18 protein-coding genes, 1 pseudogene and 1 riboswitch are annotated in these 20,657 nt (G+C 72.5%); of the genes and pseudogenes, 13 read left to right on the top strand and 6 right to left on the bottom strand.

Going from position 1 to position 20,657, the window contains the following annotated elements; all coding sequences use genetic code 11:
- Positions 1-104 precede the first annotated feature (104 nt).
- The 5 genes and pseudogenes from IE257_RS13130 to IE257_RS13115 all read left to right on the top strand — a co-directional run bounded on the left by IE257_RS13130 (position 105) and on the right by IE257_RS13115 (position 5,851).
- Complete coding sequence (locus IE257_RS13130; RefSeq protein ID WP_189968022.1) at positions 105-1,373, top strand: ABC transporter substrate-binding protein; 1,269 nt, start codon at positions 105-107, stop codon at positions 1,371-1,373.
- A gap of 9 nt (positions 1,374-1,382) precedes the next feature.
- Positions 1,383-2,135 (top strand): annotated as a pseudogene (locus IE257_RS38140) (branched-chain amino acid ABC transporter permease); the annotation flags it as partial.
- A gap of 106 nt (positions 2,136-2,241) precedes the next feature.
- Complete coding sequence (locus tag IE257_RS13125) at positions 2,242-4,107, top strand: ABC transporter permease subunit (RefSeq protein WP_229920315.1); 1,866 nt, start codon at positions 2,242-2,244, stop codon at positions 4,105-4,107.
- Positions 4,104-4,880 (top strand): ABC transporter ATP-binding protein, encoded by a 777-nt coding sequence (locus tag IE257_RS13120; protein ID WP_189968020.1) that lies wholly within the window; start codon positions 4,104-4,106, stop codon positions 4,878-4,880. The genes IE257_RS13125 and IE257_RS13120 overlap by 4 nt, the downstream gene beginning before the upstream one ends.
- A gap of 122 nt (positions 4,881-5,002) precedes the next feature.
- Complete coding sequence (locus IE257_RS13115) at positions 5,003-5,851, top strand: aldo/keto reductase (protein ID WP_308277847.1); 849 nt, start codon at positions 5,003-5,005, stop codon at positions 5,849-5,851.
- Positions 5,852-5,908: 57 nt separating this feature from the next.
- On the opposite strand, the gene IE257_RS13110 is transcribed toward IE257_RS13115, so the two are convergent.
- Both IE257_RS13110 and IE257_RS13105 read right to left on the bottom strand, forming a co-directional pair.
- A complete protein-coding gene (locus IE257_RS13110) occupies positions 5,909-6,673 on the bottom strand; it encodes a class I SAM-dependent methyltransferase (RefSeq protein ID WP_229920314.1) in 765 nt (254 codons plus the stop codon).
- Positions 6,673-6,978 carry a 4a-hydroxytetrahydrobiopterin dehydratase gene (locus IE257_RS13105; RefSeq protein ID WP_189968018.1) on the bottom strand — a complete coding sequence of 102 codons (306 nt, stop codon included), beginning with the start codon at positions 6,976-6,978 and terminating at the stop codon, positions 6,673-6,675. The genes IE257_RS13110 and IE257_RS13105 overlap by 1 nt, the downstream gene beginning before the upstream one ends.
- Before the next feature lie 173 nt (positions 6,979-7,151).
- Between IE257_RS13105 and IE257_RS13100 the strand changes: the two genes are divergently transcribed.
- A complete protein-coding gene (locus IE257_RS13100; protein ID WP_189968016.1) occupies positions 7,152-8,942 on the top strand; it encodes a hydroxysqualene dehydroxylase in 1,791 nt (596 codons plus the stop codon).
- Positions 8,943-8,966: 24 nt separating this feature from the next.
- Positions 8,967-9,752 carry a helix-turn-helix domain-containing protein gene (locus IE257_RS13095; protein ID WP_189968014.1) on the top strand — a complete coding sequence of 262 codons (786 nt, stop codon included), beginning with the start codon at positions 8,967-8,969 and terminating at the stop codon, positions 9,750-9,752.
- On the opposite strand, the gene IE257_RS13090 is transcribed toward IE257_RS13095, so the two are convergent.
- Positions 9,738-10,160, bottom strand: a complete 423-nt coding sequence (locus IE257_RS13090; protein ID WP_189968012.1) for a hypothetical protein — start codon at positions 10,158-10,160, stop codon at positions 9,738-9,740. The genes IE257_RS13095 and IE257_RS13090 overlap by 15 nt on opposite strands.
- A 256-nt stretch (positions 10,161-10,416) precedes the next feature.
- On the opposite strand from IE257_RS13090, the gene IE257_RS13085 reads away from it, so the two are divergent.
- The 4 genes from IE257_RS13085 to IE257_RS13070 are packed head-to-tail and all read left to right on the top strand — an operon-like array spanning position 10,417 to position 14,783.
- Complete coding sequence (locus IE257_RS13085; protein ID WP_189968010.1) at positions 10,417-11,442, top strand: hypothetical protein; 1,026 nt, start codon at positions 10,417-10,419, stop codon at positions 11,440-11,442.
- Positions 11,439-12,074: a toxin-antitoxin system, toxin component gene (locus IE257_RS13080; protein ID WP_189968008.1), complete on the top strand. Its 636-nt coding sequence runs from the start codon at positions 11,439-11,441 to the stop codon at positions 12,072-12,074. The genes IE257_RS13085 and IE257_RS13080 overlap by 4 nt, the downstream gene beginning before the upstream one ends.
- Before the next feature lie 16 nt (positions 12,075-12,090).
- Positions 12,091-13,617, top strand: coding sequence for an NAD(P)/FAD-dependent oxidoreductase (locus tag IE257_RS13075; RefSeq protein WP_189968006.1), 1,527 nt, complete (start codon positions 12,091-12,093; stop codon positions 13,615-13,617).
- Positions 13,614-14,783: an MAB_1171c family putative transporter gene (locus IE257_RS13070; RefSeq protein WP_189968004.1), complete on the top strand. Its 1,170-nt coding sequence runs from the start codon at positions 13,614-13,616 to the stop codon at positions 14,781-14,783. Before IE257_RS13075 ends, IE257_RS13070 begins: the two co-directional genes overlap by 4 nt.
- Positions 14,784-14,856: 73 nt before the next feature.
- Here the strand turns inward: IE257_RS13070 and IE257_RS13065 are convergent, their stop codons facing one another.
- The gene (locus IE257_RS13065; protein ID WP_189968341.1) at positions 14,857-15,702 is read right to left on the bottom strand and encodes a bifunctional 5,10-methylenetetrahydrofolate dehydrogenase/5,10-methenyltetrahydrofolate cyclohydrolase; all 846 of its coding nucleotides are present in this window, start codon (positions 15,700-15,702) and stop codon (positions 14,857-14,859) included.
- Positions 15,703-15,804: 102 nt separating this feature from the next.
- Positions 15,805-15,905: riboswitch (ZMP/ZTP riboswitch) on the bottom strand.
- Between the two features lie 57 nt (positions 15,906-15,962).
- Between IE257_RS13065 and IE257_RS13060 the strand changes: the two genes are divergently transcribed.
- Positions 15,963-16,724, top strand: coding sequence for a class I SAM-dependent methyltransferase (locus IE257_RS13060; RefSeq protein WP_189968002.1), 762 nt, complete (start codon positions 15,963-15,965; stop codon positions 16,722-16,724).
- Positions 16,725-16,938: 214 nt separating this feature from the next.
- A complete protein-coding gene (locus IE257_RS13055) occupies positions 16,939-18,528 on the top strand; it encodes an RNA polymerase sigma factor (RefSeq protein ID WP_189968000.1) in 1,590 nt (529 codons plus the stop codon).
- Positions 18,529-18,729: 201 nt separating this feature from the next.
- On the opposite strand, the gene IE257_RS13050 is transcribed toward IE257_RS13055, so the two are convergent.
- Positions 18,730-19,170 (bottom strand): SRPBCC family protein, encoded by a 441-nt coding sequence (locus tag IE257_RS13050; protein ID WP_189967998.1) that lies wholly within the window; start codon positions 19,168-19,170, stop codon positions 18,730-18,732.
- Between the two features lie 42 nt (positions 19,171-19,212).
- A complete protein-coding gene (locus IE257_RS13045) occupies positions 19,213-20,598 on the bottom strand; it encodes an amino acid permease (protein WP_189967996.1) in 1,386 nt (461 codons plus the stop codon).
- Positions 20,599-20,657 lie beyond the last annotated feature (59 nt).

Raw genomic sequence — 20,657 nt, 5'->3', positions numbered from 1 at the left:
ACGCGCCCAGAACTGACGGTTCGTCATTTCCATCCGTCGGCAATATTGACGATCCGTCAGGTCGCGCACAGAATGCGGGGATTCCAACGGAGGGGATCCCCGACATGTTGCGACCGATCCGCACCCTGGCCGCCGCGATGGCGGCCCTCGCGCTCGTCTCCGCCTGCAACTCCGCCTCCACCAACGGCAGTAGCCCGGGCAAGCCCGGTGGCGGCCCCGGCAACGCCCGCGGGGTGACGGCCGATTCGATCAAGGTCGGCGGGATCGTGTCGATGACCAGCGCCAGCGGCTACAGCAAGAAGGACACCGACCTCGGGGCCAGGGCCCGCTATCTCCGGGCCAACGCCGAGGGTGGGATCAACGGACGCAGGATCGACTACCTCGGTGCGGAGGACGACGGCCAGGATCCCGCGAAGAACCTGGCGGCCGCCCGCAAGCTCGTCCAGCAGGACAAGGTCTTCGCCGTCTCCCCCATGAGCTCGGTGACCTTCTCCGGGGCCGACTTCCTGGAGCAGGAGAAGGTTCCCACCTTCGGCTGGGGCACCCTGCCCTCCTTCTGCGGGCCCAAGCACATCTACGGCTTCAACGGCTGCCTGGTCCCCACCCCCGGCGGCACCCTCAACCAGACCTGGCCCGAGGGCATCGGCCGGATCCTCGGCGGGGCCCGGGGCAAGTCGGTCGCGATCATCGCCAACGACAGCGACGCGGGCAAGTTCGGCATCCGCACCTTCCAGCAGGGCTTCGCCAGCGCCGGGTTCACGGTGTCCTACGCCAAGGCCTCCGTGCCCGGTACGGCCGTCCCGAGCGACTGGTCCGCGTACGTGAAGGAGATCCTCTCCAGCAACGACGGCAAGGCCCCGGACGCGATCGTCTCCGTGATGCAGACCCCCAACAACATCGGGCTCTTCACCGCCCTCAAGCGCAGCGGCTACCAGGGACTGCTCTCCGACCCGACCGACTACGACCCGGGGCTGCTCGCCAAGGAGGCCACCAAGCAGGCCCTCGACGGGGTGCACGTACTGCTGCAGTTCCAGCCCTTCGAGTCCGCCGATCCGAAGATGGCGCAGTTCAAGGCCGACATCAAGGCGGCGGCGGGCGGCCAGGAAGTGCCTTTGAACATGCACATGTTGACCGGCTACATGTCGGCCGACCTCTTCGTGTCCATCGCGCAGAAGGCGGGCAAGGACCTGACCGTCGAGTCCTTCCAGAGCGCCGCGCAGGGCTTCTCCGACACCGGCACCCTCGTCGGAGACCGCGCCGAGCCCAAGGGGCAGAAGGACAGCTTCGGCTGCGGTGCGCTGGTACAGCTCAAGAACGGCGCGTACGAGGTCTCCGTGCCGTTCAAGTGCTACGAACCCATCCCCTTCAAGTAGGGCAGCGGCATGGGGGATCTGCTCGTCTTCGTGCTGAGCGGTCTGGTCTCCGGCGCCCTGTACGCACTGCTCGCCACCGGGCTGGTGCTGTCGTACTCGGCGTCCGGGCTGTTCAACTTCGCGCACGGGGCCACCGCCTACCTGTGCGCGCTCACCTTCTACGAGTTGCACTCGGGGCTCGGCTGGCCCGCCGTCCCGGCCGCCTTCCTGGTGGTGGTCGTCTTGGCCCCCGGTCTCGGCTGGGGGCTGGACCGGCTGATGTTCCGCCGGCTCGCCCGGGTCGGCGAGACGGCGCAGATCGTGGCCACCATCGGGCTGCTGGTCGCGCTGCCCGCGGCCGGGCTGTGGGCGGTGGAGCTGCTGGCGGACGCGGGCGCCCCGGTGAAACCGGCGGAGAACCAGTTCGGGCTGCCGGGGGTGGGGCCCAGCCCCGCGAAGTCCTGGCAGCTCGCGGACGGCGTCGGCATCGACTCCGACCAGCTGATCACCTGGGTGGTGACGGCTCTGGTGGCGGTGGCGCTGTGGGTGCTGATGCGGCACACGCGGCTGGGGCTGCAACTGCGGGCCGCCGTCGACAACCGCTCGCTGACCGAACTGCGCGGCATCAGCGCCGACCGGCTGTCGTCGATGGCGTGGATGATCGCATCGGGACTGGCCGGGCTGGCGGGGGTGCTGGCGACCCCGCTGCTGGGACTCTCCGCGCACGACTTCACGCTGTTCCTGTTCGTCTCGGCCACGGCGGCGGTCATCGGACGGTTCGCGTCCGTGCCGCTCGCCTTCGCGGGCGGGCTGGGGCTGGGGGTGCTGCAGAACCTGGTGGGCCGGTTACGCCTCCTTCGCCGAGTCCATCACCGGCTTCCGTACGGCGGTGCCCTTCCTGATCCTGTTCGGCGGGCTGCTGGTGCTCACGCGCAGGGCGCGCGCGGCGGGGGTCGCGGCCGCGGACGCGCCGCCGGTCGACCATCTGGCCGGGGCCCCGTGGTCGCGCCGTTGGGGGGTGTGGGCGGCGGGCGCGGTACTCCTGTGCGTGGCGTTCTACACCGTGACCACGCCGTTCTGGAGCGGGCTGCTGGCCCAGGGGCTGGCCATCGCGCTGGTGTTCATGTCGTTCACGGTGGTGACCGGGCTCGGGGCGATGGTGTCGCTGGCGCAGGGCACCTTCGTCACCGGTGCCGCGCTCGTGGCCGGGCTGCTCATGAGCCGGGGCTGGCCCTTCGCGGCGGCACTGGCGGTGGGCACGTGCGCGGCGGCGCTGCTGGGGGCGCTCGTCGCCCTGCCCGCGCTGCGGCTCGGGGGCAGGTCCCTGGCCCTGGCCACGCTCGCGCTGGCCTTCCTCGCCGATCAAGTGCTCTTCCAGCTGCGGTGGCTGCGCAACGGCGACGCCGGGTGGTCCGTCCCGCGGCCGGTGTTCGGACCGGTGGACCTCTCGGACGACCGGGCGCTCGGCGTGGCCCTGGTGGTACTGGTCGCGCTGGTGGCCGCCGGGCTGAGCGCACTGCGCAACTCCCCGTCGGGCCGGGCGATGCTGGCGGTGCGGTCGGCGCCGGCGGCGGCGGTCGCCTCGGGTGTCTCCGTCCTGCGGACGAAGCTGCTGCTGTTCACCCTGTCGGCGGGGCTGGCCGGTTTCGGGGGCGTGCTGTACGCCTCGTACAACACCCGCATCACGGCGACGGACTTCACGGCGATGACCGGGCTGGTGTGGCTGGCGGTGGTCGTGGCGGCGGGTGTGCGCAGGCCGCAGTACGCGGTGGTGGCGGGGCTGGTCTTCGCCGTCGCTCCGCGGGTGCTGTCCGACTGTGTGACGGAGTCCGCGCACCTGCCGGTGATCCTGTTCGGGCTTGCGGGGCTGGCCCTGGCCAATGACCCGGACGGGTACTGCGCGGCCGTGCCGGTGCGGCTGGCGAAGCGGCGGGCCGCGGGGCCGGCGCCCCGGATCCCTGCGCAGCCGGGGCCGGCGGGACCGCCCGCCGCCGCTTCCCGGGGCTCCGCCCCGGACCCCGCGCCTCAAACACCGGCGGGGCTGGATCCGCCCCGCGAGGCCGGGCCCGCACTGGAGCTGCGCGATGTCACCGCCGGGTACGACGGGGGGCTCGTCCTGCACGGGGTGGATCTCGTCGTCCGGCCGGGCGAGATCCTCGCCGTGCTCGGGCCCAACGGGGCCGGGAAGAGCACGGCCTGCCGGGTGGCCGCCGGGCTGCTGCCCGCCACGGCCGGGGCGGTGTACGTGGGCGGACGGGACGCGACGCGGGACGGGGCCGTGCGGCGGTCCCGGTCCGGGGTGCTGCTCGCGCCCGAAGGGCGCGGGATCTTCCCCGCGCTCACCATCGAGGAGAACCTGGCCCTGTACCTCACGGCGGCCGACGCACGGGCCGCCGTCTACGCACGCTTCCCGCGGCTCGCGGAGCGGCGCGGCATCCCCGCCGGAGCGCTCTCCGGCGGGGAGCAGCAGATGCTGGCGCTGGCTCCGCTGCTCCAGCGGCCGCCCGCGGTGCTGATCGCCGACGAACCCTCGCTCGGGCTCGCCCCGCGCGTGGTGGAGGAGGTGTACGCGCTGCTCACCGAGCTCCGCGACGCCGGGACCGCGCTGCTCCTGGTGGAGGAGAAGGCAGCCGAGGTCCTCGGGATCGCCGACACCGTGGCCTACCTCTCCCAGGGGCGGGTGTCCTGGTGCGGCCCACGGACCGAGGTGGAGGCGGACCGGCTCACCGAGGCCTACCTGGGGATGGCGACATGAGCGAGGGCGGGTACGTCCTTCAGGCGCGCGGGGTCGGCGTGCGGTTCGGCGGCGTCCGGGCCCTGGCCGGGGTGGACCTCGGGGTGCGCGCGGGAGAGGTGTGCGGGCTGATCGGGCCGAACGGCGCGGGGAAGACCACCCTGTTCGACGTCCTGTCCGGGATCCGCCGCCCCGACCGGGGGCGGATGCTGCTGGACGGGGCGGACATCACCCGCCGCTCCGCCGTCTGGCGGGCCCGGCACGGGATACGGCGAACCTTCCAGCGGCAGCAGTTGTTCGGCCAACTCAGCGTGGCCGACAACGTGCTGGTGGCGCAGGAGTGGCGGGGCGGCGGGGGCGGCCCGGCCGCCGATCTCCTCGCCCTGCCGTCCCGGCGGGCCCTGGAGCGTGAGCGCCGGGCCCGCGGTGAGCGGGTGCTGGCCGACTGCGGGATCGGCGCGCTCGGCGCCTCGTACGCCGGCGGGCTGCCCGTCGGGCAGGCCCGGATGGTGGAGGTGGCTCGCGCGGTGGCCGATCCGCCACGGGTTCTGCTGCTGGACGAGCCCGCGTCCGGCATGTCCGCTCCGGAGCGCGACCGGCTCGCGGAGGTCGTGCGGCTGCTGGCCGAGCGGGAGGGCTGCGCGGTGCTGCTGGTCGAGCACAATGTGGCCTTCGTGATGGAGCTCTGCACCCGGGTCGTCGTACTGGACCTCGGAAAGGTGCTGGCCGAGGGCACGGCGGCCGCGGTACGGGCGAACCCGCTGGTGCGGGAGGCGTATCTCGGGACCACCTGAGGAAGCGCGTACGGATGCGCGGCGGATGGCGGGAATACGTCGCACGAGAGGCCGGTTATCGCCCCTCGTACGACGCTTTTCCGCCACCGCGCCCATGCGCCCACGTGAGGGAACGACCAGACGTGAACCAGGTCCCCGCCATCAAGCTCAACGACGGCACGCTCATGCCCCAGCTCGGCTACGGCGTCTGGCAGGTGCCGGACGCCGAGGCGGAGCGCGCCGTCGGGACCGCCCTGGAGGCCGGTTACCGCAGCATCGACACGGCCGCCATCTACGGCAACGAGGCCGGCACCGGCAAGGCCGTCGCCGCCTCGGGGCTGGCGCGCGAGGAACTGTTCGTCACCACCAAGCTGTGGAACGGCCCGAAGCAGAAGTGGGGCCGGGACCAGGTGCTGCGCGCCTTCGACGACTCCCTCGCCAAGCTGCGCCTGGACCACGTCGACCTGTACCTGATCCACTGGCCGCGTCCGATGCGCGACGACTTCGTCGCCATCTGGAAGACCTTCGAGGAGATCGCGGCGAGCGGCCGCGCCAGGTCGGTCGGCGTGTCGAACTTCCGCCCGGCCGACCTGGAGCGGATCGCCGCCGAGAGCGAGCTGGTCCCGGCCGTCAACCAGGTCGAGCTGCACCCGCTCTTCCCGCAGGCCGAACTGCGCGCCGTGCACGCCGAGCGCGGCATCGCCACCGAGGCCTGGTCCCCGCTGGGCCAGGGCAAGGAGCTGCTGACCCTCCCGGCCGTGACCGCGATCGCGGACAAGCACGGCCGCAGCGCCGCCCAGGTGGTGCTGCGCTGGCACCTGCAGCACGGGAACATCGTGATCCCGAAGTCCGTGACCCCCGCGCGCATCCGGGAGAACCTGGACGTGTTCGGCTTCGAGCTGGAAGCTGGCGACATCGCGGCGCTGGACGCCCTGGGCGCGGGCGCGGCGGGCCGCCGGATCGGTCCGGACCCGGCCGCGTTCGACGTGTGACGGGGTCCGGGGCGAGACCTGTCCACGGGTCCGGCCCCGAACGGTCCCTCCCGCGGGTCAGACGCGCACGAAGCTCCGTATGCGGTACGTCGGCTCCGCGCGCGGGACGTCCTGGTCCGGCAGCAGCTCCAGCCGGGCCGCCAGCTCCTGCGCGGTGATGCCGCGCGGCACGATCCGGGAGGCGTACCGGCCCGCGAGCAGGGCCTCGGCGGAGCCGCGCGGGGTGCGGCCCTGGCCGTGGCCGGTGAAGCGGGCCTCGCCGACCGGGAGCAGGCCGGCCCGGGCCGCGTAGGCCTCGACCTCCCCGGACGCGTCCGCGGGGGTCGGGGTCAGGTGCGCGGCGAAGACGGCGTCGATGTCGCTGCCGACGTCGTGCGCCGAGTCCTTGTCCACGGTGGCGAGGAGGACCCCGCCGGGTCGCAGCACCCGCGCGGCCTCGGCGATCACGGCCGGCACCAGTCCCGGCTCCCGCAGCAGGTGCAGCAGCCACACCGCGCTCACCGCGTCCAGCGACTGCGACCGGACCGGCAGGCGGGCCGCGTCGGCCAGGGCGACGGGGACGCCGCGGCGCAGCGCCGTCGCGGCCATGCCGTGGGAGGCGTCGGCGCCCAGGACGCGCAGGGCGGGGCGCCGCAGCCGGCTGGTGACGATGCCGGTGCCGCAGCCGAGGTCGAGGAGGGTGCGCGCGTGTGCGGGGAGCAGTCCGAGGACGGCTGCGGCCGCCGCCTCCGCGCGCGGGGTGCCGCCGCGGGTGGCGTCGTAGGCCTCGGCCTCCGCGTCGTAGTCGAGCAGGGTTCTCACGGACGGTATGTGCGTGGTCATCAGCTCGCGCCGTGGGCCGGGGCGAGGGCTTCGACGCGTTCGGCGAGTGTGAAGTCGGACTCCGTCACCACGTCGCCGGCGTCGTGGCTGTTCACGGAGAGCCGGACGGTGTTGTATCCGAGCGTCAGGTCGGAGTGGTGGTTCAACTCCTGCTGGACGCTGGCGATATGGGCGACGAGGGCGCTGGCGGCGAAGTGGCTGCCCAGCCGGTAGGTGCGGAAGATCCGGTCGTCCTCGAAGGCCCAGCCGGGGAGTTCCCGCAACCGGTCCTCGATCTCCTTCTGTGACAGCGGCTCACTCGGCATGCACCGGCTCCTTTTCCCCGTGACGTGTAGTCAAGGTTCCCACAGTGGGGGCCGGAGCAATCCTTTCGCGCCATAGTGCGCTCGGGTGCTTCTACGCCTTCCGCCTCCACCCGGCCCCACCTATGCTCCTGCGCCGGACAGCTGTTACCAGCGGTAACGAGGGGGCATCCGCCATGGCGGGCACAGGGAGTTCCAGGCGTACGTTCATCGCCGGCGCGGGCGCGGCGGCCGCCACCGGAGCAGTCGTCGCCGGGGCCGGGGCGGCGCCCGCGGTGGCCGCCCCGGCAGCCGGGTCGCCCTCTGCCGGACGGCGTGTCGCGGTACTCGGCGGCGGGGTGGCCGGCCTGACCGCGGCGCACGAACTCGCCGAGCGGGGCTACGCCGTGACCGTGTACGAGCGCCGCGCGCTCGGCGGCAAGGCGCGCAGCATGGACGTGCCCGGCAGCGCCCGCGGCGGGCGCCGGCCGCTGCCCGCCGAGCACGGTTTCCGCTTCATCCCCGGCATCTACCACAATCTGCCCGACACCATGCGGCGCATCCCCTTCCCCGGGAACGCCCGCGGCGTGTGGGACAACCTCGTCGCGCCGCGCGAGATGATGTTCGCCCGGGCGGCCGGACGCGAGGACCTGCGCGCGCCGATCCCCTGGCCCGAGCACTCCCCCGCCGAGCTGACGCCCGAGGAGCTGCGGCGCGCCCTGACCGGCATCCTGCAGACGCTGGTCCGGCTCCCGCTGCACGAGACGGCGTACTTCGTCGACCGGGTGCTCGTCTTCCTCACCAGCTGCGACGAGCGCCGCACCGAGGTCTGGGAACGGACCCCCTGGTGGGACTTCGTGCGCGCGGAGCGGATGTCGAACGAGTACCGCCGCATCCTCGCCGTCGGCATCACCCGCAACATCGTGGCGACCAAGGCCGAGGAGGCCTCCACCCGTACGGTCGGCACCCTCGGCGAGGCCTTCGTCTTCAACCTGCTGGGGCGCGGGGCGGACGGCCCGCCCGACCGGATCCTCAACCTGCCGACGAACGAGGCCTGGATCGACCCCTGGGAGGCCCATCTTCGTTCCCTCGGCGTGGAGTTCAGGATCGGGTGGACGGTACGGGAGGTGCGGTACGCGGACGGCCGCGTGAGCGGGGTCGCGGTCGAGGGCCCGGACGGCGCCCCGCAGACCGTCACCGCCGACCACTACGTGAGCGCGCTGCCCGTCGAGCACGCCCGCCGCACCTGGAGCGCGGCGCTGCGGGCCGCGGATCCGATGCTGGGGCGCTGCGACCGGCTGCAGACGGACTGGATGACCGGCATCCAGTTCTACCTCACCGAACGGGCTCCGCTGGTGCACGGTCACCTCAACTGCATCGACTCCCCGTGGTCGTTGACGGCGATCCAGCAGGCCGAGCACTGGCCGTCCCGTGACTTCCCGGCCGCCTACGGCGACGGGACTGCGGTCGACTGCCTGTCGGTGGACATCTCCGAGTGGGACAAGCCCGGGATCCTGTACGGGAAGACGGCCAAGCAGTGCACCCGCGAGGAGGTGGCGCGCGAGGTGTGGGCGCAGCTGAAGGCCTCCCTCAACGACACCGGGAAGACCCTGCTGGCCGACTCCAAGCTGCACTCGTGGTTCCTGGACCCGGGCGTGGACGGACTCGGCACCCCGCACCCCACCAACCAGGACGAGCTGCTCATCCACCCGGTCGGCACCCTCCACAACCGGCCGAGCGCGGGCACCCGCATCCCGAACTTCTTCCTCAGCGGGGACTACGTGGCGGTCGACATCGACCTGGCGACGATGGAGGGAGCCAACGCCTCCGCCCGCGCGGCAGTCAACTCCCTTCTGGACCGGGACGGTTCGCCGGCGCCGCGCTGCACGGTCCGACCCATGTACCGGGCGCCTGAGCTGGAGGCCGCCAGGCGGCACGACCTGTGGCGCCACCGGCTCGGCCTGCGGAACGTCTTCGACCTGGGATGAGGCGCCTCGGCTACCGTCGGGTGCATGACGACGAGTGTGGGCACTCTGCTGCGCGCCTGGCGGGAGCGGCGCGGCATCAGCCAGCTGGAGCTGGCGGGCCGCGCCGCATCCTCCTCCCGGCACATCAGCTTCATCGAGACGGGCCGCTCCCGACCGAGCGAGGAGATGGTGCTGCGGCTCGCCGACCATCTCGACGTGCCGGTGCGGGAGCGCAACGCCCTCCTGCTGGCCGCGGGTTACGCCCCGCGCTATGCGCACACCGGGATGGACGACCCGGCGATGGGCACGCTGCGCGAGGGCATCGAACGGCTGCTGGCGGGGTACGAGCCCTATCCGGCACTGGTCGTGGACGCCACGTACGACGTGGTCGCCGCCAACCGGGGCATCGCGATGCTGCTGGACGGGCTGCCGGAGCATCTGCTCACCCCGCCGCTGAACGCCATGCGGATCACCCTGCACCCCGAGGGCCTGGCCCCGAGGATCCGCAACCTCACGGCATGGCGCGGGCACCTGCTGGCGCAGATGGAGCGGCAGATCGCGCTGGCCCGGTCCGAGCCGTTGCGCGCCCTGTACGAGGAGGTGTCGGCCTATCCGGTCGCCGAACGGGCGGACGACGGCGCACCGGAGGGACCCGCCGCGTACCTCGCCCTGCCGCTGGTGATCGAGCACGACGGGCACGTGCTGTCCTTCGTGTCGTCCATCGCGACCTTCAACACGCCGATGGACGTGACCGTCGCCGAGCTGGCCATCGAGACGATGCTCCCGGCCGACCCGGCGACGGTGAAGTACCTGCGCTCACTGGGTGACTGAGCCCGAGCGCAGGGCCAGTTGCTGGAACACGGCGAACCCGGCCACGGTGGCGGCCTGTACCGGGATCCACAGCAGGCCGGCGGTGGTGGGGTCGAACCAGAGCGCCAGGGACAGCAGACTCAGGGCGGCCCAGGCGTAGTTCGTCTCGATGACCAGCTTCACCGGGAGGGCGGGCGGCTGCCGCCGCGACGCGAGCCATCCGACCGCCGCCCCGTAGGCGACGAGCAGGATGCCGAGTTCGAGGAGGAGGCCCTGGCCGACGCCGAGCAGCCGGCCGAGCGGGGCGGAGAAGGCGACGTAGGCGAGGCCGTTGGCGGTGGTGACGGCCGAGTCGAGGGCGAGAAGGCGGCGCAGCGCGGTCTGCGGGACATGGTTGCGGGCGAAGTCGGCGTACGGGGTCGCGGACATGGGGATCAGCCTCCATCGAGGTCGAACGGCCTGGTGGGACACGGGTTCCGGGACCGAGTGCGCGGCCCCGGGACCCGATGCGTCCACTGTGCCGGGGGCTCTGCTGCGGGTCGATTACCTCGCAGGTCATGCCAACCGTTTTTGAGCTGTACGGCAGGAAACGTTGGGGTTCCCCTGGTTCGGCCCAAGGCGGGAGGCTAGGCTTCACGGAGCCCGATCAACTCGAACGCCTTGTCGACAAATGGAGAATCCGCCGGTGCGAGCCGCCGCCCGACCCGACCTCGCCGCGATCTGGCGTCGCACCCGGGCACTGTCGCAGGAGCGAGGGCAGGATCCGGCCGAGGTATTGGCGGTGGAGCGGCTGAGCCACCTCTCCGGAGTCGAACCGGGGCGCATACCGCAGGTGCTGGCGGGCACCGCGGACGAGACGCCGCTGGAGCGGCGCGTCCATCAGCGGTTCCTGCGATTGCGCGCCACCCGGCGCGACAAGCACGGCCGGGAGTGGCCGCTGGCCGCCATCGCAGAGGACTTCGCCGCCCCCGGCGCCTCCCTCGGGCCGCTCAACGCGGGCACCGGGCTGCCCCGGATGGGCCATGCGGCCGGGGTGCAGCGGTTCTTCGGTGTGTACGCCGGTTTCCTGCTGGCCGACAGCAAGAGCGCGGTGGAGCGGGCCCTCGCCCTGTCCGCGACCACCGTCTCGGACGGCCGGGACGACCTGGAACACCTGTCGTACCTGACGGGCATGACCCCGCAGGCCATCCGGCTCACCCTCGACGGCAGGCCGCCCCGGCTGCCGTTGAAGGAGCAGGTGCACCTGCGGTTCGAGCACCTGCGCCGCACCCGCGTGCGGGAGGACGGCCAGCCGCACTCGCTGGCGGCCATCGCCCGCTCCTTCGACGCGTCGGGGCAGTCGCTGACCCGCCTCGCCCAGGGCGAGGGTTTGCCGAACCTCGCCGCGGCCGCCGGGATCCAGCGTTTCTACGGCGTCGAGGGCGGCTTCCTGCTGGCCGATGACACCGAGGCCCTCTCCACCGCCCTCGCGCTGATCGAGGGCGAACTGGAGTCCACGGTGCGGGACCGGGAGAACCCGATGCTGGCGGTGCTGCGGGCGCACGACGTACGCAGCATCGTCACGCGGGCCGGCCGACTTTCGCCCCAGGGGTGGAAGTCACTGGCCGACCACTTGGACGACCTCCTCGCGCGCGAGGGGCAGCTCGGAGCTCCGGGCACGAAGGGCGGGACGCCGACCGAGGACGGCGCCGCCGAGGGAGAAACACCATGAGGACCACACGGGCCATGCGCAAGCTGGGCTCCGAACTGCTGGAGGGCGCACGCCTGACGCCGCCGGCCGATGTCGGCGAGATCATCGGGGCGTTGTGCGCCGCCTACACCCGGCGGCGCGGCGGAGACCGGAAGGTCGACTTCCAGTTTTCCTCGTTCCCGCCGGACACCGCGAGCGGGCTGTGGCTGGAGCTGGACGACGTCGACCTGATCGTCGTCGAGCAGCACACCCGGCCCGAACACCAGCTCGTCATCGCGTGCCACGAGCTGTGGCACCTGGACGAGGGGACCTGCGACAGCGTCGGTCCGGGCATGCTGGCGGCTGCCCGGCTGGCGGGACACCCCGGCCGCCTCGCCGAACTGCTGGCCTGCGGAGACGGGTTGGACGCAGTGGTCCGGCAGGCCGCCGCACGCGCCGACCAGGGGGACCCAGCGGAGATCCGGGCCGAGACCTTCGGCCTGCACCTCGGCAACCTCCTGCGCTCCTACCTGCCGTCGCCCCGGGAACAGCAGTTGCCCGAGGCGATCGAGCGCATCAAGTCCTCACTCGGCTGGGGAAGCCCCGTGCCACGCCGTGACCTGCACCAGCCAGTCGCCGCACCCCTCACGCCGATGCCCTCAGCACGGCCCTGACAGAGAGCACGCCACGATGAACCAGTCCTCCCCGCCCCGCCACGCCGTCGTCATAGGCGGCAGTCTGGCCGGCCTCCTCGCGGCCGCTGTCCTCGCCGAACACGCCACGGTCACCGTCGTCGACGCCGACCCGCTGCCCGAGGGCCCGGCCCCGCGCCGCGGGCTCCCGCAGGCCCGGCACACCCATCTCCTGTGGTCGGGCGGTGCCCGGGCCATCGAGCGGATCCTGCCCGGCATCACCGCCGACTGGACGAAGGCGGGCGCCATCCGCCGCAGCCTGCCCACCGACCTCGTCACCAAGACCGCCCAGGGTTGGATCCCGCGCTGCGGGGAGAAGCAGTTCAACATCTCCTGCAGCCGTGACCTCCTCGATTCGGTGGTGCGCGCCCGGGTGATCGCCCTCTCCGGCGTGTCCACCCTCCAGGGCCGGGTCCGGGCCCTGGAGGGCACGGCGGCCCGGGTCACCGGCGTCCTCGTCGACACCCCGGAGGAGGAGGGCAGGCTACTGACCGCCGACCTCGTGATCGACGCCAGCGGGCGCGGCTCGCGGGCCCGGACCTGGCTCCAGGCACTCGGCGTGAGCGGCATCCGGCAGGCCGAGGTCGACTCCGGTCTCGTCTATGCGACCCGGATCTTCGAGGCCCCCGCCGGCGCGCACGAGATGGGCTTCCCCATCGTCAACGTGCAGTCCGACCCCCGGGTGCCCGTGCCCGGGCAGACGGCCACGATCGTGCCGATCGAGAACGGCCAGTGGCAGGCCACCCTGTCCGGCACCCGCGGCGGCCAGCCGACCGGCGACCCCGACGCCTTCATCCCGTTCGCCAGGGCCGTCCGCGACCCGATCGTCGGCGAACTCCTGGAGGGCCGCAAGCCCCTGACCGACGTCGCCGTCACCCAGGGCACCGCCAACCGCCGGGTCTACTTCGAGAAGGCCGAGCTGCCCGACGGCTTCTTCGCCGTCGGCGATTCCGTCGCCACCTTCAACCCGCTGTACGGGCAGGGCATGACCGTCGCCGCCCAGGGGCTGCTGGCCGTACGCACCCTGCTCCGGGCGAAGGGACTGGCGCATCCCGGGATCGGCCGCGAGGCGCAGCGGGTCATCGCGCCCCAGGTCAGCACCGCCTGGGAGCTCGCCACCTCGCAGGACATCCTGTATCCGGGAGCCACCGGGATGAAGCCGCGCACCGGAACCGGCCTGCTCAACGGGTACGTCAACCGGCTCATGACGGGGGCCACCACCGACGAGGCGCTCACCGCCGCCCTGTTCAAGGTCCTCACCATGAGCACCGCGCCCACCCACTGGCTCCACCCTTCGGTGGTCTGGCACGTGCTGCGCGCCTCGGACCGGGGTGCTCTGAAGGCGCCGCCGCTCACCGCCGCCGAGCGGGCCGTCGCCGGACTCGACCCGGTACCCGGCAGAACGCCCGGTGCCGGCACGAACACGGGCACCGGCACCGGCACGGCCACGGAGGCCGCCACCGGCCCGGCAGCGGAGCAGGTCGGCCCCGCCGACCCCGTCGACCCCCTCGCACAGGCCCGATGAGCGGCAGGATCCTGCTGCTCCTGCCCGGGTCCCTGATGGTCCTGGCGCTGCTGATCAAGCTGTCGACGCTGCGCCGGGACCGGGACCGGCCGCTGAACCGCACCGCGTGCGGGCTGCTCCTCGTCGGCGCTCCCATCACCTTCCTGGCCTCGCCGCCGACGATCGCCGCGGTCAACCGCCTCACCGGCGTGGTCAACTTCTCCGCGCCCCTGGTGTTCGGCCTGCTCACCGTGTTCTCCGGACAGTGCGTCGTCCTGGTCCTGCAGTGGCGCGGCGGGCCGCCGGCGTCCGTGCGCCGGGCCACCCGGCTGACCGCGGCCGTCTTCGCCACGGCGACCGCGGCGATCGTCGTCCTGTTCGTGATCGGCGACGCGCCGGTGGAACGGCTGGAGGACCTGGACACGTACTACGCCACCACGCCGTGGATCCGCGAGATGATCGTCTGCTTCCTCGTGGCGCACACCCTGGGCACCTCGGCGCTGACCTGGCTGTGCGGCAAGTGGCTGGCGCGCGCGGACCGCGCGCTGCGCCCGCTGCGCACGGGGCTGGCCCTGATCGTGGTGGCCGGGCTGATGGACCTGTTCTACCTGGCCGCCAAGTGGGCCTCGGTGGTGGCCCGGTGGGCCGGCCGCGACTGGGTGTTCCTGTCCACGGACGTGGCGCCGCCGCTGGCCTCGGCGTCCGCGCTGCTGCTCGGCGCCGGGTTCGTCGTGCCGCTGGTGGGCGGGTCGGCGACGTGGCGGGCCTTCGGCCAGTACCGGCGGCTGCGCCCGCTGTGGAAGGCCCTGCGCGGGTTCGCCGCGGCCCAGGGCCGGACCGTCCCGCTGGCCTGGTGGTCCTCGGTCGGGATCCGGCTGCTCCACCGCGAGTCGGTCATCGACGACGGCATCCTGGCGCTGGCCGGCTGGTTCGACCCCGCCGTGCGCAGCGCCGCGTACGAGGCCGCGCGCGGCCAGGGCGTGAGCGAGGCCCGGGCCTCGGCCGTGGCCGACGCCGCCATGCTCGCCGCCGCGTGCGAGCGCCGGTCCGCCCCGGAGGCGGCCGCCCGGCCTCCGCAGCACCCCGAGCCGCCGCGGCTCTCCGACCAGCCGCTCACCGCGCTGGCGCGTGAGTTCCGTAGCTCCCCCATCGTCGCCACGGCCGCCCGTTCCGCCACCGGGGACTGAAAGCCGGGCCGGAAATCCGGGGCCGGAAACAGGAACGCCCCGGACCCTGGGGCCCGGGGCGTTCGATCCGCGGTCAGAGCTCCGCGAGGTCCAGCCCGGCCTGCGCCGCGGCCGCCAGGACGGTCTGCTCCAGCAGGACGGCGATGGTCATCGGGCCGACGCCGCCCGGAACCGGGGTGATCAGCGAGGCCCGGGCGGCGGCCGACTCGAAGTGCACGTCGCCGACGTTGCCCTCGTTGTAGCCGGCGTCCAGGACCACCGCGCCGGGCTTGATGTCCTCGCCCCGGATGAACTCGGCCTTGCCCACGGCGGCGACCAGCACGTCCGCCTGGCGCACGATCGAGGACAGGTCCCGGGTGCGCGAGTGACAGTAGGTGACGGTGGCGTTCTGCTCCAGCAGCAGCATCCCGGCCGGCTTGCCCAGGATCGCGCTGCGGCCGACGACGACGGCGTGCTTGCCGGTCAGGTCCACGTCGTAGGCGGCGAGGAGGCGCATGATGCCGCCGGGGGTGCAGGAGACGAAGCCCGGCAGCCCGAAGCCCATGGCGGCGAAGGAGTGCATGGTGACCCCGTCGACGTCCTTGCCCGGGGCGATGGCCTCGAAGGCGGCGCGCTCGTCGATGTGGTGCGGGACGGGGTGCTGGAGCAGGATGCCGCTGATCTCCGGGTCCTCGGAGAGGGCGGTGATCGCGGCGACGAGCTCCTGCGTGGTGGTCGACGCCGGCAGCTCCACGTGGCGGGAGGTGATCCCGGCCTTGGCGCAGCGGTTCTGCTTCATGCGGACGTACGTGACGGAGGCGGGGTCCTCGCCGACGAGCACGGTCGCCAGACACGGCGCGGTACCGGTGCGCTCGGTGATCTTCGCCGCGTGGACGGCGGTCTGCTCCGAGATGCGGCGGGCGACGGCGGTGCCGTCCATCAGCCGGGCCGTGGCGGTGTCGGTGGCGCCGGCAGGGGCGCCGGCAGTGGCTGAGACAGTCTGGGCAGTCGTCACGGGATCTCCTGAACGTCGCTGCGGATCGCGGTTCGCCCAGGCGCGCGGCAGTCGACGTACCGGAGTGCTCGGTACGCCGGGCCGCTCCCCGGTGGTGATCCACCCGAACGCCAGTCACGGCCCGCCGACCACTGTAGTCGACATATCCGGTGGTTGACGGGCGTCCGACCTGGGACGATCAAGGCATGACGCGTACTTTCGACCATCTTGTCGCCGAGGCCGAGTCCGTCTCCGTGGACGGCTGGGACTTCTCCTGGCTCGACGGCCGGGCCACCGAGCAGCGCCCCTCCTGGGGCTACCAGAGGCTGATGGCCGAGCGCCTGGCCCGCGCCCGGTCGGCCCTGGACATCCAGACCGGCGGCGGTGAGGTCCTGGCCGGGTCCGGTCCGCTGCCGCCGCTGATGGTGGCCACCGAGTCCTGGCCGCCCAACATCGAGAGGGCGACACGGCTGCTGCACCCGCTGGGCGCGGTGGTGGTCGCGGACTCCGACGAGCCGCCGCTGCCCTTCGGCGACGACGCCTTCGAGCTGGTGACCAGCCGGCATCCGGTGACCATCTGGTGGGAGGAGATCGCGCGGGTGCTGACACCGGGCGGAACCTACCTCTCGCAGCAGGTCGGCCCGGCGAGCGTCTTCGAGCTCGTCGAGTACTTCCTCGGCCCGCAGCCGGAGGAGGTCCGGCGGGCCCGGCACCCCGACGACGCGGTCGCGGACGCCAGCCGGGTCGGCCTCGACGTGGTCGATCTGCGCTCCGAACGACTGCGCACGGAGTTCCACGACATCGGAGCCGTGATCTACTTTCTGCGGAAGGTGATCTGGATGGTGCCCGGCTTCACGGTCGGGCAGTACCGGGACCGGTTGCGCGAGCTGCACGAACAGATCGAACGCGAAGGTCCGTTCGTCGCGCACACCGCCCGTTTCCTCGTCGAGGCCCGCAAAAAGGGCTGATGCGAAGGGCGGACGGATCTGCGCCGGATCGGTTGCGCGAACACAGCGTGGCGCAGGTCACTCAATTCAACGCGTAACGAATCGACTCGGGCATGCGATGAACCGACAGGTGTCCTCGCGCGGCCCGGAATACAGACCCCCCTCGGGTCTGTTTCCCGAGTTCGCGCGATGATGTCCCGCCCACCCTTTATCTGTTCGCAACGAGAGGCTCCTTGTGTCGCTCAGCCCGTCCCGTACGTTCCCTCCGGAGATCGCCGAATCGGAGGCCCTCGTCGCGCTCGTCGAGCGCGGCCGCGAGCAGGGTCACATCAACGGTGACGACGTGCGCCAGGCCTTCGAGGCCGGCCGCATCCCGGTGGACCAGTGGAAGCGGGTCCTGCGCAGCCTGAACCAGGTCCTGGACGAGGAGGGTGTCGCCCTTCACGTCAGCGCGGCCCCCGCCACCAAGGCTGCCGCCAAGAAGCCCCGCAAGGCTGCCGCCGCCCCGGCCCGTACCGTGGCCAAGAAGGCCACCACCGCGCCGCGCCCCATCGGTGCGCGCAAGACCGCGGCCGCCACCGCGGCCGCGCCCACCGCCACGGCGATATCCGCTCCGTCGGCCGCCGCCATCGACGAGGACGCGTCGGCCGAGGCCGCCGCCGAGCCGAAGAAGCGCACGGTCAAGAAGACCGCCGCCAAGAAGACCGCCGTGAAGAAGACCGCCGCGGCGAAGAAGACCAGTGCCAAGGACGCCGACGAGGCCGAGACCCCCGTCGTCGAGGGCGAGGACTGGGCCGCCGAGGACCTCGCCGACGAGGCGGAGGAAGAGGCGCCCAAGGCCGGCGGCACCCAGGGCTTCGTCCTGTCCGACGACGACGAGGACGACGCCCCGGCGCAGACGGTCATGGTGGCCGGTGCCACCGCCGACCCCGTCAAGGACTACCTGAAGCTGATCGGCAAGGTCCCCCTCCTCAACGCCGAGCAGGAGGTGGAGCTCGCCAAGCGCATCGAGGCGGGCCTGTTCTCCGAGTACAAGCTCGAAGAGGAGGAGGACCACAAGCCCGCCTTCAAGCGTGAGCTGGAGATCCTGGTCGAGGACGGCCGCCGCGCGAAGAACCACCTGCTGGAGGCCAACCTCCGCCTCGTGGTCTCCCTCGCCAAGCGCTACACCGGCCGCGGCATGCTCTTCCTGGACCTGATCCAGGAGGGCAACGTCGGCCTGATCCGCGCCGTGGAGAAGTTCGACTACACCAAGGGCTTCAAGTTCTCCACGTATGCGACCTGGTGGATCCGGCAGGCGATCACGCGTGCCATGGCCGACCAGTCGCGCACCATCCGCATCCCGGTGCACATGGTCGAGATCATCAACAAGCTCGCCCGCGTGCAGCGCCAGATGCTCCAGGACCTGGGCCGCGAGCCCACCCCGGAGGAGCTGGGCAAGGAACTCGACATGACCCCCGAGAAGGTCATCGAGGTCCAGAAGTACGGCCGCGAGCCGATCTCCCTGCACACCCCCCTGGGTGAGGAGGGCGACAGCGAGTTCGGTGACCTCATCGAGGACTCCGAGGCGGTCGTCCCGGCCGACGCGGTGAGCTTCACCTTCCTCCAGGAGCAGCTCCAGTCCATCCTGGGCACCCTCTCGGAGCGCGAGGCGGGCGTGGTCTCCATGCGCTACGGCCTCAACGACGGCCAGCCGAAGACCCTGGACGAGATCGGCCGCGTGTACGGGGTCACCCGTGAGCGCATCCGCCAGATCGAGTCCAAGACCATGTCCAAGCTGCGCCACCCGTCGCGTTCGCAGGTGCTGCGCGACTACCTCGACTAGGAGGTCGGGCCGGTCGGAAGACCGGCCCCTCGGGTGTGAACGGCAGGGAGGCACCCTGCGGGATCCGGAAGGCGTACGCGCGCCGGATGCGCAGGGTGCCGGTCCACCCGTCCGTGATCACCAGCGCGTCTGCGGCGCCGCGCAGACGCGTCGCCGCAGACGACGCGTGCCGCCGGCACGTCGCGGGATTGCGCGTACGGGTCAGGTTTCCAGGAGGTGCTTGAGCTTCTCCTCGCCGCGCGGCAGCTCCTTGCGGACCATGGGCCGGACCACGAGCGGCACCAGCGCCCGGCCCAGGCCGTGGCCCTCGAAGTCGACGTCCAGGGTGAGGCGGGAGCGGGTGCCGCCGTCGAGGGGTTCGACGGTGCCGCGCACATCGGGCCGTACCGGCCCGTCCACGCCGTGCACGTGCCAGCTCCTCGGCGGGTCGAGCTCCACGAACTCCATGGTCGTGGGGACCCTCCGGCGGCCGAGCTGCCGGGTGACGAGGATCTTCGAACCGATGTGGACGGGGAGATCCCCGATCGGGACGGCGGATACGGCACTGTCCTGCCACTCCGGCAGGTGCGTGGGGTCCGTCAGGTACGCGTAGACCTCCTCGGGCCTGCGGTCGATGTCGATGCTCTTCCTCATCGCGGACATGTCGATCCCTCGGCGCCCCCCTGGCCGGCCCCTTCTTCCACGCTACTCCGCGGGGGACGCGGCGGCGCGGTGCTTCCTGGCGGACATCGCGGCGTACACGAGGACGCCCGCGAAGAGGAACAGCACGCCCTGGTAGACGGCCGCGTAGCCGGAGCCGGCGACCAGCCACATCGAGAATCCGAAGGCGAGGGCGGCGAGGATGCCGTCGCGCGCCAGGCGACCGGGGTGGACCCGGTCGCGCTGCCCGGAGAGCAGGAAGTGGATCTGCGCGGCGGTGGCGAGCAGGTAGGGGACCGTCGCGGTGAAGGTGGTGATCAGCACCAGGCTCTCGAATACGCCCTCGGCGCCGGCCGTGTAGTTGTAGACGGTCAGGGCGGAGGCCAGTGCGACGGTGACGATCACGCCGACGACGGGCACGCCGCGCTTCTTCGCCCCGAAGACCTTCGGGAAGAGCCCGTCCTTGGCGGCCGCGTACGGGGTCTGCGCGCTGAGCAGGGTCCAGCCGTTGAGGGCGCCCAGCATCGAGACGACGGCGGCGCAGGCCACCACGGTGCCGCCCCAGGTACCGCCGAACATGGCATTGACGGCGTCGGTGAAGGGGGCGGTGGAGGAGACCAGCCGGTCGTGGGCGACCAGGCCGAAGACTGCGACGGTGCCGAGCAGGTACACGGTGGCGGCGCCCACGGTGCCCAGGACGGTGGCCCGGCCGACGTTGCGCGCCGGGTCGCGGACCTCGCCGGCGCTGACCGTGGCCGACTCGACGCCGAGGTAGCTGAACAGCAGGATCGCCGCGGAGGCGGAGACGGCGCCGGCCGCGCTCTGGTCGGTGGCCCGGAAGGGGCCGAGGTTGGCGGGGTCGAAGAAGAACAGCCCGCCCACGGCCACCAGGAGCAGCGGGGCGAACTTGAGCACGGTGGCGACGACCTGGACCGCGCCGACGTAACGGGTGCCCGCCAGGTTGGCGAGGGCGGGGAGCCACTGGACGGCGAGGGCGGCCAGGCACATCGACCACTTGTGCTCGCCCGCGGCGGGGAAGAGCACCGTGAGGTAGCCGACGGCGGCGACGGCGAGGGCCGCGTTCGAAACCCAGGCGGTGATCCAGTAGCTCCAGGCCGCCAGGAAGCCTGCGAAGTCGCCGAAGGCGGCGCGGGCGTAGACGTAGGGGCCGCCGGTCTGCGGGTGGCGCTCGGCGAGTCGGCCGAAGACCAGGGCGAGGGCTATCGCGCCGAGGGTGAGGACGGCGAAGGCGACCAGGCTGATGGTGCCGAAGGGGGCCACCGAGGCGGGGAGCAGGAAGATTCCGCCGCCGATGATGTTCCCCATGACCAGGCAGGTCGCGACGGGCAGGCCGAAGCGGCGCGCGTGCCGGTCCCGGCCCTGCTCGGGGGGTACGGAAGTCTCGGCGGGCAGGGTTGCGGTGCTGGTCATCGGTGGTGCGCCTCTGGATGTCTCACATGCTGGGCAGGTCAACACATGGTTGACCACCG

Source organism: Streptomyces avidinii (assembly GCF_014650695.1).
GTDB lineage: Bacteria > Actinomycetota > Actinomycetes > Streptomycetales > Streptomycetaceae > Streptomyces > Streptomyces avidinii.
This window is presented reverse-complemented; position numbering and strand designations above follow the sequence as displayed.